10 protein-coding genes are annotated in these 17,587 nt (G+C 61.0%); 1 reads left to right on the plus strand and 9 read right to left on the minus strand.

Features of this window, described 5'->3' with window-relative positions:
* Nucleotides 1-66: 66 nt before the first annotated feature.
* The 8 genes from KTAU_RS11460 to KTAU_RS11490 form a co-directional block, all read right to left on the minus strand.
* Complete coding sequence (locus KTAU_RS11460; RefSeq protein WP_151728505.1) at nucleotides 67-1,680, minus strand: prenyltransferase/squalene oxidase repeat-containing protein; 1,614 nt, start codon at nucleotides 1,678-1,680, stop codon at nucleotides 67-69.
* A 21-nt stretch (nucleotides 1,681-1,701) separates the two neighbouring features.
* A complete protein-coding gene (locus KTAU_RS11465; RefSeq protein WP_151728506.1) occupies nucleotides 1,702-2,940 on the minus strand; it encodes a zinc metalloprotease in 1,239 nt (412 codons plus the stop codon).
* Between the two features lie 215 nt (nucleotides 2,941-3,155).
* Nucleotides 3,156-3,311, minus strand: a complete 156-nt coding sequence (locus tag KTAU_RS21560) for a hypothetical protein (RefSeq protein WP_170293231.1) — start codon at nucleotides 3,309-3,311, stop codon at nucleotides 3,156-3,158.
* A 341-nt stretch (nucleotides 3,312-3,652) separates the two neighbouring features.
* A complete protein-coding gene (locus KTAU_RS11470; RefSeq protein WP_151728507.1) occupies nucleotides 3,653-5,143 on the minus strand; it encodes a radical SAM/SPASM domain-containing protein in 1,491 nt (496 codons plus the stop codon).
* 90 nt (nucleotides 5,144-5,233) lie between these two features.
* Nucleotides 5,234-7,606 carry a hypothetical protein gene (locus tag KTAU_RS11475; protein WP_151728508.1) on the minus strand — a complete coding sequence of 791 codons (2,373 nt, stop codon included), beginning with the start codon at nucleotides 7,604-7,606 and terminating at the stop codon, nucleotides 5,234-5,236.
* Between the two features lie 281 nt (nucleotides 7,607-7,887).
* Nucleotides 7,888-10,230, minus strand: coding sequence for an ABC transporter permease (locus KTAU_RS11480; RefSeq protein ID WP_151728509.1), 2,343 nt, complete (start codon nucleotides 10,228-10,230; stop codon nucleotides 7,888-7,890).
* 16 nt (nucleotides 10,231-10,246) lie between these two features.
* Entirely contained in the window at nucleotides 10,247-10,984 is a 738-nt protein-coding gene (locus KTAU_RS11485; RefSeq protein ID WP_151728510.1) for an ABC transporter ATP-binding protein, read from the minus strand.
* Between the two features lie 262 nt (nucleotides 10,985-11,246).
* Nucleotides 11,247-12,362, minus strand: a complete 1,116-nt coding sequence (locus KTAU_RS11490; RefSeq protein ID WP_228026414.1) for an RNA polymerase subunit sigma-70 — start codon at nucleotides 12,360-12,362, stop codon at nucleotides 11,247-11,249.
* A 334-nt stretch (nucleotides 12,363-12,696) separates the two neighbouring features.
* Here KTAU_RS11490 and KTAU_RS11495 point away from each other — a divergent pair, with 334 nt between their 5' ends.
* The gene (locus KTAU_RS11495; protein ID WP_151728511.1) at nucleotides 12,697-13,110 is read left to right on the plus strand and encodes a VOC family protein; all 414 of its coding nucleotides are present in this window, start codon (nucleotides 12,697-12,699) and stop codon (nucleotides 13,108-13,110) included.
* A 368-nt stretch (nucleotides 13,111-13,478) separates the two neighbouring features.
* Here KTAU_RS11495 and KTAU_RS11500 read toward each other — a convergent pair whose 3' ends face one another.
* The gene (locus KTAU_RS11500; RefSeq protein ID WP_151728512.1) at nucleotides 13,479-17,492 is read right to left on the minus strand and encodes an Eco57I restriction-modification methylase domain-containing protein; all 4,014 of its coding nucleotides are present in this window, start codon (nucleotides 17,490-17,492) and stop codon (nucleotides 13,479-13,481) included.
* Nucleotides 17,493-17,587: the final 95 nt, after the last annotated feature.

The raw sequence follows: 17,587 nt of genomic DNA on the forward strand, positions 1-17,587 counted from the left end.
GACCGACCTGGAAAGCGCAGAGGGAGTCGCAGCACACGCTGTAGACCTGCCAGCTTACCTGGCCGCTTACCGTGGACGGGCAAGGGCCGCGGTCAGGGCCGCCGCGGCGGCCAGCTGCAATGGCTGGGCGGTATAGGAGAACTGGGCAATCCAGAGCGCTGGACTTTCCGGGATCTGCGGCGAGCTAGCCCTCACCAGGTGATGGAGGGCTGAAAGTCCCTGCAGAATCGCCTGATCGAACTGGGTTCTAGAACAGGGAAGCAGATCATCAGGGCCGCCTGCCAGCGCGGCCAGTCCCCAAAGACTCAGGCCCATTCCTTCGAGATGGCCTGTCCCGCCAGCAGCCTGCTCTTGTAGTTGCTTGAGCAAATAGGCGGCACCTCGCTGCAGAGCCGCATCGACAGCAGGATCACGGGGCCGCCGCGTCAGAGCGTGCAGCACCTGAGCGGTGCCGTAGAGCGGACTGCGATGCCAGGTGGCGCGCCAGGCCCCATCGGGCTGCTGAGAAGAGAGCAGGTAATGCAAGGCTCGCTGCACAGCCACGCCCTCGTATCCGGCGCAAGAGAGTGCATGCAGAACATGAGCTGTCACATCTGGGTCGCCAGCCAGCCCCGCCCAGCTCGGGAAGGAGCCATCTGGTAACTGGTGCTTCAACAGAGCCGTCAAGGCCCGCTTGACAGCCGGGTCATCCGGTAGAGCGCCGCCTCCCTCAAGCAGCCAGATCACAGCCCAGGCAGTGTCATCCAGATCGCCCCCCGGAAATGCTGGTGTGAAGCTCCATAAGCCCTCAACTTGCTGACAGGTGCGCAGCCACGGCTCCAGGCGGCGCAGTTCCTCGGGGAACCTGGCTTCCAGAGGCCGCACCAGTGCGGCGTAGGCGAAACCAACGTAGGCTGTGACAAAGAGTTCGCTATCATAGAATTGGGGGAGGCCTCCATCGCTATTCTGCGCCTCTTGCAGATAGCTCCACCCCTGCTGCCTGGCCAGCGGCTTGCCAGCGCCCAATTCGAGGGTCAGCAGCGCCATCGCCGTCAAATCGGTCACAGACCACCAGCTCCCATTGATAAGCTGGCGAGCCTCCACAGCCTCTAGCTCTCCAGCGCCACCGGCCTGCCAGAGTTGGGGAAGCAGATCGGCCAGCCCCGCCAGTTGCCAGCACATCTGGCCCGGCCCCGGCAGCTGAACCAGCCTGGGTAAGGGAAGTAGCTCAGGGAGAGGTTCAACCCAGTGCCTCTCTCCGCGGTGTTCGGCCAGCCAACAGAGGGGGCGAAAGCAGCGCAGCACCTCGGTCGGTAAGCGCGGATAGAGCGCCGCGGCAACCGTCCGCAGGAAGCTGCGTGCGCTCAGCAGAGCCTGGCGCAGCGCGCGACGGATCTCCCCAGCGCTGTGCCGGTAAGCCAGCTGGAGAGCCACATAGGCGTGAGGCGTGATGATAAGCTGCTCATGCAGTTCTCGTCCCCAGGAGCCGTCAGGCTGCTGCTGTTCCAGCAAGTAGCGCTGGCAGCGTGCGCGCAGGTCGCTGGTTTGAGCTTCTTGTGTAATCTCAGCCGCCAGTAGCGCCCAGGCAGTGGCGTAGGGACAGGACGAAGCCCGGTGCCAGCCTGTCGGCGTCAGCGAATGAAAGAGGGCTTCCTGCAGACTGCAGGCGAGTTCGTGAGCTAGAGGCGATGTTGTTACCATAGCAGCTGCTCACCCCCCTCCTCATGAGCTGGCACGCGTCCTGGCCAGCAACTGGCGTCGACGCCAGGAGATGAGGGCTACCAGCAGCCCGAAGGCCAGCGGACAGGCCAGGCCAGCCAGCCAGTGCACGAGCGGCGAACCTGGGGCACGCCCGGTAAGCTCCAGGCAGACATTCCACAGCCACCAGAGCCAATAGCCAGCCGCCGCCAGCATGGTAAGCAGGCTGACCAGGACATAGCCCCAGGCAAGCAAGCCCAGACGCACCGTCCCTCGCTGCCGCTCTCCTATGAACGCACACAGCTGCCGCCAGAGGCGCGTGCGCAGGTGAAATTGCCCCAGCAGATTACATAAGATAAAATAGCCATCGGTTGGCATAAAAGGCGAAAGGTTAGTAACCACAAACAACAGGTTCACCAGGACCAGCTTCCACAGTAGCTGCCGGGTCAGCAGAGGAAGAGGAAAGGTGGCCAGTACCACGACGAGGGCGGCAGCGGCACAGAGATTTCCCCAGGGACCCGCCAGCCAGATTGCCAGGCGACGGCGACGGGGAATGGTATAGAGGCCGTGCGTCTCCAGGTAGACCAGGGGAGCCAGGCCGGCGTAGAGCATGAGGTGCAAAGCGCGCGGCAGCAAGCCATAGCGAATGGCGGCCAGGCCATGCGCTATTTCATGCCAGAGAACGACGAAGCCCGAGAGCGCCAGAGAGAGCAAGAAGCCCAAGGTATAGGAATCGGCAAGCTGTACCACATGCAGGGAGAGCAGTTCGGGATGGAGCCACAGCATGGCCACAGCCCAAATCACCAGCCCGAGGCCGATGGCATTGAGCAGCCACCAGATGGGAGCCTTAAGGACCGGTCTTAGCCCAGCGGCGAGTCGGCCAAGCGGTAGACTGCCTATCTCGATAGAGAGCTGGCGCACCTCGCTCTGAGCCAGCCTTGCTGGCGTCGGAGAGAGCAAGAGACCATTGGAGAGCAACAGGCTATACAGACGCTGCACGTGGCCGGGCGTGACGCCCGGAAACAGGCGCCCAACTTCGTCTTCCACCTGTTCGAGGGTACGTGTACCATCGAGCAAGCCCACGATCGTCAGGGCCGCCTGGCAAAACCGACGAGGAATCTGCACGTAGCGATCAACCTCGGCACTGCCAAGGCACCAGCGGGAACCGGTCTCTGCGCCGAGCGGCCAGACGCCCAGATCATCCCTGGCCTTCGGGTAGCAGGCCGACAGCATCTCTGGCGCTCCCCCAACGTGGGTCGACATGGTTTCCGGTCTCTCCTCTCTTTTCAGTTCAGAATCGTGCCAGCCAGGGCCGCCAGTGATGTGGCGGCTTGTCAGCCTAAGTGAACAAGCGGGTAGCCGCAGAGCACCCACCAGCAGGGCAGAGGCTCACGCTCTCCCCACCATACCATCAGGCGGCTAGACCCGGCACCGGCAGCGCAGAGAGAGCGAGAGCACAGTCTGTACAGCTTAGGGAACTAACAAGATACGCCGCAGCCGAAGCCCCAGGCGGGGATAAAGGTTTCCTCGATCTGCTCGATCTCGTCGAGACTGACCTCGTGAATGCCCAGATCTTGCTCATCGGAGGCCATCATCTCGCACGCCTCAAGCTCAAGACGCTCCTCATATTGCATCGCTCACTTCACCTCCTTTCAGCACTGAAAGTAGCACACCAGTGCATGCTGGCGAGAAGGCTGACTGTCTTCCTTAGCCGGGCCGCTCCGGATGGCTACCCAGCCAGACAGTTCACCTAGACTGACAAGACGCCACACCGCCTGGCTCCAGTGCAGCGTGACCCGTCCTCAGCCCCTGTCTATCTTCCTCCAGAGATATTCTCACTTCATGCAAACAGAGTATTTCCTATTTGAGGAGATAGACAGGCTTGACAGGTATTTTTACGCACAGCGATCTCCCGTGGCTGGCTTATTCAGGGCGTTGCGCCCTTCTGGCAGGCACAGGGAAGGAAGAAACGCTCCTATTCAGAAAGATCCTCGGGGGCGGCGATCAGATTGGCCTTCAACTGGGACCAGGCGCTCGGATCTCGCCGCAGGCGGGCCAGACCAAGGATCACGCGTTCAATCAGTAGCCGATCGTACTGGCAACTATAGGGATAGCTCTCCTGGGTCCGCATGCCGGTAATGTATTGCCCGGCGCTGCAGTCGCCACAGACGCCATCGGCCCAGCACGTATTGCACAGGGAGGGATGGGCCAGCAAGGTTTGCACCAGTCGCCGCTGGCGAGCGCGATACTCTTCAGGCTGAGCCTTGCCCTGGACTCGCCCCAGCTGAAACTCGCGCTGGCCCGTGAACATGAAGCAGGCAGAAATATTGCCGGCCACATCGACCGCGATCGTATTAGTCCCAGCCGGGCAGAGATGTTTTTCGCGGTGGCGCGTACGCAGCGTCGTCAGGCGCCCCAGGACCGAGCGCAAATAGAGCGGCTCACGGGTACCGTAGCGATCCATGACCTCGTCAAAGAGGTCGCGCCATTGCTCCAGCATTTGCCGGACTTCGTCGGGAGTCAGCCAGTGGGGATGGTCGGGACTGACGCTTGCTGGGGCCATGTGAATCGTGGCCGCGCCCAGGCTTTTGAAGTGCAGAGCGAGCTCACGCAGGTCGACCCCCACGTGGGGCTTGCTGATCGTACATTCGATCGAGAAAGGACCAAGCTTACGCTGCTTGAGTCGCTCCAGCCCGGCGACCGCCGCGTCGTAGGCGCTGCGCCCGGGCGCCCAGGGACGGTTGGCATCGTTGATCTCGCGAGTTCCGTCCAGTGAGACGGTGACCCGGATGGCGAAGCGCTCGATCAGATCAAGCACCTCTTCGCTCAGACAGGTGCCGTTGGTGATCACTGTGTAGACCGGCGGCTCAATGCCGTGCTCAGCACAGTAGGCGTTGATGCGTTCGCAGGCACGTTGGATGCCGCGCGGATGGAGCAACGGCTCGCCCCCATGAAACTGGATGAGTTCCACGCCCTCGGGATAGTACTCCAGCATGCGTTTAAAGGCCTGCTCCGGGACACTGGGGATGACGAACCTGACATCCGAGCCATAGGTACCAGCCCCGAGCTGGTCGTCGGTGGCGTAGCACATCGGGCAGCGCAGATTGCAGACCTGAGTGACGTTGATAGCCAGTCGCCGCAGCCGCCGCGTGTTGATCTCCTCAGCATCCTCCTCTGCCGGCGGCCTGGCTGCGACGCGCTCGCCCAGGACCCGCAGCGCTCGCTCAGCCAGCGCTCGCTCTTCAGTGGCCAGGGGTCCAAGCTGTCTACCTGCCAGCTCCCAGGCCCGCACTGCCTCGGCTACAGGCCAAGCCACCTCATAAAAGGTCATTGTCGCTGGATGGTAGATCAGGGCTTGCTGGTAGCGCTCATCAAGAATGGCATGGAAGGTCTCCGGCAAACGTGAAAGGGGCTGGTAGCCAACGCTTCGTCTGGTAATCGTCGAGGCCGCAATCGGTGTGCTCATCGATATCTCACCTGCTTTCCGGTCGTCAAACCATGCCAGCGTGGAGTGGCACGGCACTTGTGCCGTTCTGCTGACGGGAGGCAAGCCCCTTCAGTGCCCTGCATCTCCTTCCCAGCCCAAAGCGATGGCATCAGCCAGGCCGCCGACAAAGTCCAGCAGCGGCGGCAAGCGCTTGCCCTCCCCCAGGAGCGCCAGAAAACGCTTGAGCCGCAAAACGATATATTCAAAATCATAAATAGATAGAGCCGCCAGCTGGCAGCGTGCGCGACAAAGCGGATCGCCCTGTGGATAGGCAGCACAGAGCTGGCGCGCCCAACAGGAGGGACCACCAGCGCAGTGGCTGCCAGGAGGTAGGTGAGGGGAGGCCATCTGTTCGCGGCGCAGCAAGCGGGCGAACATCAGGCAATAGTGATGGACGAGCAAGGCCCGCCTTCCGGGAGTAGGCAGCAGTTCTGAGCGGAGCAGGGGATAGAGGCGTGTCGCCAGCGGTAGGGGCAGTTCGAAGAAACGTGCTCCTTCATCGCGCCAGCGGCGCAGGAGAGCAGGCGCCTCGTCCAGCCGTGCATCGCGCAGGCGAATACTGACGCTTTTCCAGCCTGCCCCCAGAGCTGCCAGAGGGAAATACTCGTCATGCTGCGTGAGTCCTGCCGAGAGATGGTCGACTGTCGGCGCCGCTGCCGCCATCTCCGAGCAGAGGGCCGCATGAGCACGCAGCACAATGCGCAGGTCGGCATCGGTCTCCATTTGGATCTCATCCACCAGATCGCGTAACATTTGCAGTTCGACGCACCAGGCTTCAGGGTCGGCAGGAACATGTTCGGAGGCACTGATCAGGAGAACGCCATAGAGGCTTCCCTGCTGCCGCACCCGCTGACCAAGCTGGGTAATCCGTTCCGCCAGGTGCTGTCCCAGATATCCCAACTGGAGAGCCAGAGTCGGTGGACGAGTGACAGGAATGAGGCGATAGATGCTGGTCATACCCTCTCTGGTAGGGGAAGCGGCGGCAGCAGAAGGCAGGACGCGCGTACGGAAGAAGGTCTCCAACGCGCGTGGATCTTTGCCCTGACGGCGACAGCTCTCCTCCAGCCACGAGCGCGGAGTGCCGTGGGCTGCCTGCCTGATGAGAGAGGCAAGGTCGCCAGCGAGGGAAAAGACCTGTCCGTCCTCATGGCGGAAGAGGGCAGCCTGAGAGGCTCCAGGCGAGGCGATCAGACTGAAACCGAGGTCGGGGAAATGGGTCAGTGTGAGGCGGGGCATAGATTGTCCAGGGTCACGACGGTCCTCTTGCCCCACTGCGGCCTGATCAGCGCTGCCCGGGATCGCTGTCGGAGCGGCCCCTGGCTGCTTCCGCTCGGCTCGGGTCACCAGAGAGGGCCTATCCATCTGCTGGGAGAAGAGAGGGTAGCAGAGCAGATCGCGTTCGAAGACTTCCAGCGCGCTGAACTGCCCTGGCGCCAGCGCCTCCAGCTGCTCGAAGCCCTGCCGATAGCGCAGGCACATGCGCCGCGTGACCAGGGCAGGGATGCGCGCGATCAGCAGCTGCTCAAGAGCCTCTTGAGGAGCTTCACGCAGCGAGGCCGCCGTGAGAGGCAGCCCGTATTCGAGTACAGCCAGGAGTGTCACGCTATTCCAGCGCCCTTCTTTGATATCTACGAGAAGATCGCAGAGGTCTTCGCTGAGGACGACCGCCTCGCCCCAGGCCTCAACAGCTTCTCGATAGCATTGGCGCCGGTCTGCCTCGGGGGTATCTTCAGCCAGCCAGGCATTGATGAAATAGGACCAGAGGGTCGGCGCCGTACGTCCGATGGCTGTGGCCAGAGCCAAGGACGACGGCTCGCAGGTAGCAAAGGCGAGAGTAGCGCTGGCAAACTGATGCTCCATCAACTCGCTATAGATGGCGCAGAAATCACTCCAGAGGTGCTGGCGGCCAGACTGCCGCGCGAGGCGGGCTGCACGCGCCACATAGGCTTCGATGCCCGTCAGCAGGAGATCGAGACGGGCCACATCGCCAGCGTTGCTCTCCACGTCGAGCGACGGGCGCGGCAAGGGCAGCGGGCGCTCAAGCTGTAGGAGAGCCAGGAGCGTCTGGGGAGTGAGAGCAATGCGCAGGGCTGGAAGCAGCTGCGAGAATTCGTCAGTGCACTTATCGATCAAGCCGAGAAGGCTGTTGTAGAGGGAACCTAAGACGCTGAGTTCGTCATGGAGGCGGCGACCTCCTAAAGCGTGATAAATCAATTGCTGAAGGCTGGCACCAGCACCGGCGTCCTCGGGGGCAAAGGCGCTGAAGAGGAAGGGAGGAATAGCACCATAGATCTGCTGAGCAGCGTGCAGCAACAGGTGATAACCCCTCCAGAAGAGGGAGAGACGGCGCTCGTGATAGTGCAGGAGAGGATCAAGCGCGACGCCGTTGGCTTGCAGCTCAGCCTCTATCTGCTCCAGGAGTGCTCTTTCATGCTGCTGCATGATTCCTCCCACTGCGATCGTCTATAAGATTTTTAGTGGAAGAGAGTGTTTGTCACTCCTATTTGATAGTAATACCATAGAGAAGCCTCTGTGTAAAGTGCTTTGAAAGCCAATTTACTCTGACTACTCCTCTATAGCCCAAAATTACTATCCAGTATAGAGCAGCAGTTTCCTCTACCAGGTGAGCAAGAGGCGTTTCAGTCCGCCCGATAACCGGGCAGATAATCAAAACTAGATATCACCATTAAATTTTATATTCTTCCAGCTAGACAGGATATACACTACTCATAGCGTAACGCCTGCGCCGCGTTGAGACGAGCCGCGCCCCAGGCCGGGCCCAGGCTGGCCAGAGAGGCCAGCAGCAGGATCAAGAGCAGCATGCCTAGCAGGCTGAGCGGATTGAGCGTGAAGGGCACGGGCAAGAGCAGCTTCCCCAGAAGCTGGATAAAGCCGTAGCCCGCCGGCAGGCCCATTACCAGGGCCAGCAGCCAGGCCACGGTTGCGAGCGTTAGACCTTCGGTCCAGAAGGCCAGGGCGACCTTCCCCCCACTCGCGCCGAGGGCGCGCAGGATGCCGATCTCACGCCGTCGTTCCAGGATACTCATGGTCAGGATGTTGAAGAGACTGAGGACGCCGACCAGAGCGATGATGGCCACAGCACAGTAGAGCAAGGCGTATAAAATCAGGAACTGGTTCTGATTACGTTGGATCTCCTGCTGCGCTGTCTGAATGGTAACCTGTAGATTCGACTGGCTCAGGAGACCATCCAGGCGCCGGGCCAGGGCATCTATGGCGGACTGATCCCGACTGCTGGCGCGAATCATCAGGGCCGAGGTTTCTCCGGAAGGGAGACTCATAAACTGAGCGGCCTGGCGCAGGGGGACAAGCAAAGTGCCCACCTCGGCGAAATCGTTGTAGTCCTGCACAACGCCGATGATCTGCCAGCGAGCGCTATTCAGATCAGTGCTCACCGTGATACTGTCGCCCACGTGCAGACCAGTCTTCTGGGCGCAGACATTGCTGATGACCACCACATTCTCATCGGCAGAGCTGAACCAGCGACCGGCAAGGAGCTGTTTGCGATACAGCTGGGTGTCCGGGAGCAGACCGGTGAGGACACTGCTGCCCCAGGCGGTGCGCACGCTGACCTGATTGAGGGGTTCCACAGTGGCAACCCCCCCGACGTTGAGTAGCTCGGGCTGGAGCCTGCTGAATGGCTGAGGGGTGTCCAGGGAGACAAAGATATCGGCCTGGTAGCTGCTGAAGATCTGGCTCAGGACATTGCCCAGAGAGGTGCTGGTGATCTGTACGCAAAGGAAGGCGGAGCCGGTGATCGCCAGTGCCAGCAGCGTTAAAGCGGTGCGGAGACGCTTGCGGAAGAGGGTGCGTATTCCCAGATGCACTCGCTGAGGTAGGAAAGCCAACGTTCGTCCGACGAAGCGGCTCCAGAGCTGTCCAGCCTGGCTGTCCACCAGTCCATAGCCGCTGAGGGCCTGCCGAACGCTGACACGTGTGCCCAGCCAGATGGGTAGCAAGGCCGCCAGCAGGGGCACCCCAAGGCCCAAGGCGACGCTGATCAGGAAGAGGCTGGGGTTGAGGGCCAGCGGACCAATATCCAGTGTCATGAGGTCGGCGAGATAGTTGACAAGCAGGCTGCCGAGGGCAATCCCCAGCCCCAGGCCGATGAGGGTGCCCGCTAACCCATAGAGCAGGACGCTGAGGAGATAGCTGCGCATGATCTGACGGCGCCGCGCTCCCAGGGCTTTCATGGTGCCCATGATCGGGATCTGCTCGCTCAGCAGGGTGGTGATGGTGCTGAGCAACAGGCAGCTGCTGAGCAGGAGGGCAATGATCGAGAGTACTTGCATGATGGCAAAGAGACCATCTAGCAGCTGCTGGCCTTCGTTGGCTTCGTGCCCTATGGTGGCACTGAGGATACTGATGCCATGAGCGCGCAGTACTTGAGCCAGTTGCCTGGCTGTGGCTTGACGCTGGTCGTAGTGATCGAGACGAATTAAGAAAATATTGCTGCCAGACAGGTGAAACAGGCTCTGAAGATCTTGCTGGCGCATGTAGGCGACGGCGCTGCCAGTGAGACTGGGAGCGGGCAGGCCGCGGGTGCGCGAGAGGCCGACCACGGTAAGCGACTGCTCGCCTCCGGGTGTGCTGACGGTGATCTGGCCTCCTACTTGAAAGGGGGTGACGGTGCGATCGTTCGCCTCCATCAGGACCTGATCAGGCCCGTTCGGGAGGTGCCCGGCGACGAGTTCAAAAGGGTGAAAAACGGGATGCTGCAGATCGGGCAAACCGAGGATGGTGAGAGGCTGATGGCCACTGGGTATAGCCCAGCGGGTTGGAACGAAGGTTTGCGCTGCTACTTGCTGTACGTTCGGTTGTTGCTGGAGAAGGGTGGTGATCGTGGGGGCAGTCGGGGTGGTGAAGAACTGAATGTCGGGTTGAGTCGAAGTGTCCAGGCTGAATGTCAGGCTACGCCCTAGCTGGTCCGAAGCCAGCATGACGGCTGACAGTCCCATGACGCCGATGGCGATGCCCAAGATGGTCAGGGCGGTGCGCAGTTTGCGCCGGAGGAGATCCTGGACGGCTTTTTTGGTGGTCGGTTTCATGCCCGCCTCGCTCTCTCTAGGCTTGATGCTCCTTGACTGGTACTTTCAGGGCAGAGTGTTGGTGCACGAGGTGGCCATCGAGCAGCTCGATACGGTCACTGGCGCGAGCGGCCAGGTCACGATCATGGGTGACATAGATGATGGTTTTACCCGTGGCATTGAGCTGCTCAAAGAGGGTGAAGATCTCCAGGGCCGTGCGCGAGTCGAGGTTGCCAGTCGGTTCGTCGGCTACGAGGACGGGCGGATCGTTGGCCAGGGCACGTGCGATGGCAACGCGCTGCTGCTGGCCACCGGAGAGCTGGCTGGGAAGACGCCTGGCGTAATCGACCATGCCGACTTGCTGCAGACACTCGCTGGCTCGCTGGCGCCAGCGACGGTGAGGCAGGCTGCCACCAAGTTCCAGAGCCAGGAGAATGTTTTCTTCAGCGGTGAGAGTGGGAAGCAATTGGAAGAACTGAAAGACGATGCCCACATGCCTGCCGCGCCAGGCGGCCAGTTTGTTCTCGCTCAGCGTGTTTAAGGTCTTGCCTTCGAAGAGGATACGCCCGCTGCTGGGTCGATCAATACCTGTCAAAAGATTGAGTAAGGTCGATTTGCCACTGCCCGAGGGGCCGCTGATGGCAAAGAAGCTGCCTCGCGGGATGGTGAATGAGAGCTGCGCGAGGATGACGGTCTCTCCTGCTTTGCTGATCAGACGTTTGGAAACATCTTCTAGCTGGAAGAGTGGCTCGGCGACATGGGGCAGGTCTTCCATCGGACAGATTCACCACCTTATGCAGAGGATGTCACAGGTTCTGTGAGGGCGGAGAAGCGCGCAGAACCCCGTTGCTAATCATTGTACCGCCACTTCAACTTTTCTTGTTCAATCTTTCCTGATGCTTGCTCCGCTCTTAGAGAGCATAACAGAGAATCGGCTGCTATTCAAGGGGGCTGCCTATCCTTCAGGGCCGCTGATGAGGGGCTTTCTCAAAAAAGAGGGCAGGGGTCCAGTATGCGGAGGCGCTGCGACGGGCTGCTTAATGGCCCAAGCTCGTCGGGATAGGGAGCTGTTCCGGCAGGCCAAAGCGGGTGACGAGTGAGGCGGTGTGGAACATGATCACGCTGGTGACGAGGCGCGCGCGCTCCGTTGCGTCTCTCTGCAGGGAAATCACCTGGATACCGTAGGCCCGATAGGCCTGCTGGGCAGCATCGGCCCGATAGACGGCAAAGGCAGGCTGCCCGTTGGCGACGGTTGGTAGCAGGCGCCACTGTCGTCTTTTTGCCGGTTGCAGGGGACAGGCTGTCAGGATGGCACGAATGGCGGCGTGCCCCTGATACCAGGCGGCGTAAGGCGGCATGGAGAGGGTGGCATCTTCTTTGAGCAGGGCGACCAGTCCCTCGACGTCGTCGCTCTCCCAGGCCTGGAGGTAGCGCGTGAGGAGCTGGCGCGTCGTGTCGTCCAGGGCGCCCGGTTGTGCTGGCTCACTGGCGGGTGGGCGATAGTGCTTCTCCAGGGTGGCGCGCGCGCGGTGCAGGGCGGCGTTGATGGCGGCGGTGGAGCTGTTGAGCAATTGGGCGATCTCGCTGGCTCGCCAGTCCAGGACATCGGCGAGGATCAAGATGGCGCGTTGACGGGGGGAAAGCAGCTGCAGGGCAGTGAGGAAGGCGAGCGAGATGCTTTCTGTGCGCGTGTAACGTGTTTCAGGATTCTCTGCTGCTTCGGTGAGCCAGCTCGTGGGGAATGGTTCAAGCCATGTTGCTTCAGCGAGCGGGGAGGCAATGGGGTGGGCAGGATCAGCGGCAGGGAAGGCGGCCAGCGGCAGGGTCCTGGCCGGGCGTTGCTTGAGGGCGTCAAGACAGGCGTTGGTGGCGATTTTGTAGAGCCAGGCGCGCAGGGAGGTTGTGTCTTTGAGGCTCTGGAAGTGACGCCAGGCGCGCAGAAGTGTCTCTTGAACCTGGTCTTCGGCGTCATGCAGTGAGCCGAGCAGACGGTAACAGTAGGCAAGCAGTTCCTGGCGATGGGCTTCGAGGAGGAAGCCAATATCAGGGGGCTGGCTGGCTTGAGCTGGGCCGGTCATGGGAGAGGCAGGGGATGGTTGGAGACCGCTGGGGAAAGGCTGGGCCTGCGCTCGAGCCTGCTTATACCTGGTCATTGTTGCTCCTCTGCGGGTGAATATTGGGTATCCGTCTGGTCAGGGTGCTCGCTCAGGGTGAGGGAGCAGTCGCTCTTTCCATTGTAGCACATCCAGTCTGGTCCGCCTGTCCGCTTGCCGTGTAGCTGAGCAGCGGTGGTGGCGAGTTTTTTTGTAGGTGCACGGGCGCACACTTTTTGCTCTTGCGCCAGTCTTATTGGTAGGGACCCAGGCTGTGCGCTGTTCTTGCCGCCGTGACAGATGGCAGGGAGGAAGCGGGATGGTCAGCTCCTGAAGCCAGATGGGTCCATTACTGGTCTGCAATGTACAGAAGCTTGAGAAAAGAGAGGACGAAATGACCAACAATCCTGATTTGAAGGGACCGGCCTTTATCGGTCTGAAGGTTCGTGATGTGGAGGTCTCGGCGCGATTCTATGAAACTGTGCTGGGATTGCGCCGCGATCCTGAAGTGTTTCCCCGAGGGATCGCTTTTCTGACCTACCCTGTTCCCTTTGGCCTGATTCAGGCGCCGCCCGATACGAACTGGGAGGCTCTGCCTGCTCCGATCGAGACGCCGGCGATCTGGTTCAAGGCGGCTGATAGTCAGGCGGTTTACGATGCGCTGGTAGCTGCAGAGGTGCCTATTCTACGGCCCCTTGCGACCGGGCGTTTCGGTCGGCAGTTTACGTTTCTAGATCCCGACGGCTATGCGATCACGATCTATGATCGTGATGCGCCCGCTGCTGGCTGGCAGCAGGTTGGTCGTTAGCCGAAGGACGAGGGAGGAGGTAGCTTCTCATAGCTCTCTCCTCCTTCTGCTGGCAGGGGAGACGAAGGAAGATGCAGGGCGCTATCTTCTTTCTCTTCTGTGCCTGATGCGCGTGGCTCAGAGCAGGCAGGCAACGAGGACGGCCAGACCCGGCTTGATGGCTGCCGGGATGGCGGCGGGATCGCTGGTTTCCTTCCATGAGGTCGGTGAGGGCCAGGCGCGAGATGAGGGTTTTTATTGGAGCATTAGCCACTGGGGGCGGCCACACGGGTGCTGTTGGCCTGGCCGGCGTCTCCTCAACGCCCTGGCCGCTGAGGGGCGGGCGTCCGAAGGGAGATGAGGCGCTGGCCAGGCCAGGGTTGGCCGGGTTAGCTGGAGCGCGGCGGATGGGCGACGGCGGGATCGGCGGGCGGCGGTGTGAGGCGCGTGCGATAGGGCTGGCCCGTTGCGCTGGCGCGCTGCAGTTCGTCGTAGATCTCCAGGATGACCCGCTTGGTGCGATAGTCGTCGTAGCGCTTGAGGTCTTCGCTCCTGACGATGGGGAAGGTTTCCATGATGTAGTCGACGTCGTCGCGGGCGATGCCGTAGAGGTGGAAGTAGGCGGCGTCCAGCTCACAGCGCAAGAGGAAGCGCCGCTCTTCGTCCCAGCGGAAGGGCGGCCCGTCGTAGCCGCTGTCGCGGGCGAAGGCGGCCAGGTCCCAGGCGGTGTAGGTGAGTTCGAGCACTCGCCGGGTGATCCAGGAATGAAGTGGCTCATCAGCCCACGGCGCTTTCTCTAGAAAGATGGAAGGTGGCAGATAGGCAGATTCATACACTACACCCATGGGTAAAGACGGCTTGGCATGTTTTTGCCTGAGGATATAATCTCCTACGAAGCTGCACATACATGCAAGTAAACAACTTATAATACTCTGATTATCTAGATTGGCAGTTGTAATATAAAGTGTATAGCTTACTGCAGTTCGCGGAATAATGGTTCCGATAAGTGTCCGCTCATTGGTCGAGGCTGTTATTTGCTTAATCACCGGAAACCATGCCTGTTTCCATCTGCTAGGAATACGCCTATAGACTTCTTGCTCCGGGGCCCAAAGATAAGGCAGCGTCGCAAAGTATGGGTCCTGACGCTCCGCTATCGAGCTGGGATGAGGCTGCTGTTGGCGAAAAGGATTCTGAGGATGTATCTCAATGCTTGCAGCCCTGTGGTCGTACATGCCGGTCATCTTCCCCTCAAATATCGGCAGCCACCTCTTCCCATCTTTGTAGAATATATTCCCCTCCAGCCGCCAGCCCTCGCGCTCCAACTGCTCGCGCGTGCGGAAGAGATGCGAGTCGTTGGTCATATGAAACATCGTAGTAAACTTTACCCCCCACGGATTCTCTTCAGGAGGGCCCTCCTTGACGAGCACCGGCACGCGCTCATAGATGGCCTTCGTCAGCTGCAGATCGCGGCGCGAGCGAAAGACGGGGCAGGTGCGCGTATTGGGATTGATCAGAGCCACATCTTCGGCGGAAAGAGTAAAGCAGCGCTCCGCCTCCTGCAGCTCCTCCACCTTGTGCAGGAAAAAGGCGAAGGTCGCCCCCTGCGACACCGGCTCCGCGGAACCGGTCAGCGTCAGCAGGCAGAATTTCGTGCGGCTATCCACGTCAGGAAAGAGGCGCTCTCTGTTCTCAAAATCATAGAGGCTGAGCAGCGAGCGCGCAGTCATGATATCCTGGAAGAACGCTTTCGTCGTATCGTCCGTCGCAATCCCGGAGGGCACGATGCAGCCCAGACGCCCGCGCGGGGCGAGCAGCAGGCGCATCGTCTCAGTAAAGATCGAATAGGTATTGATATCGCCCCGTCCGCAGAGAGGAAAGCGCCCGCTGTTGCGCACGAAATGGCTCTCGTAGGCCACCCGCTGCAGCTCCTCCTCAAAAGCAGCGTACAAGGCAGGGTCCTCGTCCTGCAAAGCCACAATCATCTTCCGCCGCTGCGCCGCATTGCGCGCATTGGCAATGTCAGGCCGGCGCGAGGCAAACCACTCCTTCTCTTGCAGCTTGATGCGCTCCCAGGGCGGATTAGCCAGCACCACATCGAAGCCGCCCGACCAGCCAGTCTCGGGGTTCTCCGGCTCCTCGCCCAGCTCCGGCAGACGGAAGACCCCTGGAAAAGCCAGGTGCCAGTGAAAGAAACCGTACAGCTCGCGCAGGCGCGCAATCTCGGCCATCATCCAGCCCGGCACCTGCTCGGGCGCCTCCTCAAACTTGCGCCTGATCCCCTCCGTCACCGGATATGGCAACTCAGCCGTTCGTCGCTTGCGCCAGACAAAGGCCGCGCACCAGGCATCGGCCAGCCAGCGCGCCCGCTGATACTCCTGCGACCTCAGCAACTGACGATAGCGCTCCTGCTTACGATGCAACTGCTCAACATCATCATCACCAATCGCCTCCATGCGCGTCAGACTCTCCACAATCCGGCCCTGGTCCTGCCAGAGCTGCGCATCCAGCGTAAACAGACTGAGCTGGCCCGCCCGCTGGGCCCGATTGAGCTTCTTGTACTCCCCACACAGCGCGGAGTCATCGCCCTCGACCTTCTCAAAAGCGCTATCGGGAATGCCCTCGCGCAGCAGGGCCGGCGTCGCCCCGATCAGGCTATTGCCGCACTGAATATGCGCATCCAGGAAAGAAAAAGGCTTGCCCGGCTCCAGCGCCTCCAGCCAGAGATTCACCTTGCACAACTCCACCGCCATCGGATTCACATCGACCCCATAGAGGCAGCGCCCCACCACATCGCGCAAGGCTCGCCGCCGGGCCTCCAGTCCCGGCTCCTCGCTGCCCGTGCGCACCGCCGCCAGCCGGCGCGCAATGCGATGGGCTGCAGCAATCAGAAAATGGCCGCTCCCGCAGGCCGGATCGCAGACCTTCAGACTCAGAATAGCCTGCTCAGGATCAGGCTGCGCACAGGCCCGCTCCAGCACCGGCTCCAGCGCCGAATCAAGCAGGCACTCGATCAGGCTGGTCGGCGTATAGTAGGTCCCCGTCGTCTTGCGCTTACTGCCCGCGACCACCTCCAACGTAAAGTTCGTCTGCTCCACATTGATGGAAGGATGCATCTCCAACAGCGACTCATAGACGCTGCCCAGCTCCTCGGACCCCAGGTCTCTGTAGTTGACGACACGCAGGACCTTCTGCTCATCCTGGACCGTCGCCAAGGCCCGCACCGCCACCAGCAGCGCATAATTCGTCAGCTCGCAGTCAGCCAGATCGGGCAGGGCCTCACGCGAGAACAAAAAGCCATTGAGCGCCGGCAGCCCCAGCTCTGGACAGCCCTGCTCGCTCCCCAGCCGCTCCATCACCAGACGCAGCGCCCGATAGAGATCGCTATGGCGCGTCCCCAGCCGCGCGCGCGCCAGACGACGCAGCCGCGCCGTCGAATAATAGTTCACATAGCGCCTCCGCGCCTCCTTATCAGCATCGGGCCGCAGCAGCACATCGCGATCCTCCGCCACAAAGAGCACAATCAAACGATAGACCAGACGCAGCAACTGCTGATAATAATCATCCGCACTCAGCTCACCGGAGCGCAAGCGATCACGCAAAGCATGATTGGCCGGATGCGCCAGAAAGCCACGCCCCAATTCCTCGATAGCTGTGGTCACCCCCTGGCGCAAATGCTCCAGCGCCCGAACCCCATCCTCGTGCGCCTGCCGTGACCAGCGCTCCAGCCAGCACTCAGCGGGATTCTTGTCTTCACATTCAAAGCGTGACTGATGGCAGAGCAGCCAGAAGAGCACAAAATCGGCGTAGACCTCTCCGCGCAGCATGGCCTCCAGATCGAACTCCAGATAGGCCTGGCGCGTCAGGCTGACGTTGCGACGCAGCAGCCGCAAGCGCAGCCCATTCGAGACAATGCCCCACAAATGGCCAGACGAACGATTGAGCCACTCCTGCACCAGGCTAAAAGGACTGCTGCGGCCACCGCTGGCGAGACGCTGAGACTGATCGAGATCGGTCCGATAGCCCACCAGATGAATGGGCAGCTGCCCCCAGAAATAAGTGATCGGATAGCTCTTCTCCCCAATCACCTGCGGAGACGCCTTCACCAATCGCCCATAGCCCAGCTCATGGAAAAGCGGCAAGAGCCAATGCTCATGCGTCAGCTGCGTCTCATCCATCTGCGGATAGCGCACCAGCGCCTCCTGAAAGCGCAGCCAGCGCCGGCGGACGCGCGCCCAGGCATCGCTGATCACCTCGTTCAACTGCTCGCCTGGACAATGATACTCAGCAGAACTCAGCCCACCCAGCGCCTTATCCCCCTGATCGATGCGCGCCAGAAGATCCGGCGGCAGCAAAGCCCCCTCAGACTCGATCGTCGAGAAAGTGATCTCCTGCCGTTGCTGCATAGATGCCTCCGCCTTTCCTTGAGAGAATCGATGGTCGCCTGTCAGAGCAAGAACTTGCTCGTTCGTCTTCTTTTTTTCTCGCCCGGGCCTCCTAC

The sequence above is a fragment of the Thermogemmatispora aurantia genome (assembly GCF_008974285.1).
GTDB classification, from domain to species: domain Bacteria; phylum Chloroflexota; class Ktedonobacteria; order Ktedonobacterales; family Ktedonobacteraceae; genus Thermogemmatispora; species Thermogemmatispora aurantia.

Coding starts and splice junctions, on each gene's coding strand:
- KTAU_RS11460 (WP_151728505.1), bottom strand. CDS start 1,680: ATGGTAACAACATCGCCTCTAGCTCACGAACTCGCCTGCAGTCTGCAG.
- KTAU_RS11465 (WP_151728506.1), bottom strand. CDS start 2,940: ATGTCGACCCACGTTGGGGGAGCGCCAGAGATGCTGTCGGCCTGCTAC.
- KTAU_RS21560 (WP_170293231.1), bottom strand. CDS start 3,311: ATGCAATATGAGGAGCGTCTTGAGCTTGAGGCGTGCGAGATGATGGCC.
- KTAU_RS11470 (WP_151728507.1), bottom strand. CDS start 5,143: ATGAGCACACCGATTGCGGCCTCGACGATTACCAGACGAAGCGTTGGC.
- KTAU_RS11475 (WP_151728508.1), bottom strand. CDS start 7,606: ATGCAGCAGCATGAAAGAGCACTCCTGGAGCAGATAGAGGCTGAGCTG.
- KTAU_RS11480 (WP_151728509.1), bottom strand. CDS start 10,230: ATGAAACCGACCACCAAAAAAGCCGTCCAGGATCTCCTCCGGCGCAAA.
- KTAU_RS11485 (WP_151728510.1), bottom strand. CDS start 10,984: ATGGAAGACCTGCCCCATGTCGCCGAGCCACTCTTCCAGCTAGAAGAT.
- KTAU_RS11490 (WP_228026414.1), bottom strand. CDS start 12,362: ATGACCAGGTATAAGCAGGCTCGAGCGCAGGCCCAGCCTTTCCCCAGC.
- KTAU_RS11495 (WP_151728511.1), top strand. CDS start 12,697: ATGACCAACAATCCTGATTTGAAGGGACCGGCCTTTATCGGTCTGAAG.
- KTAU_RS11500 (WP_151728512.1), bottom strand. CDS start 17,492: ATGCAGCAACGGCAGGAGATCACTTTCTCGACGATCGAGTCTGAGGGG.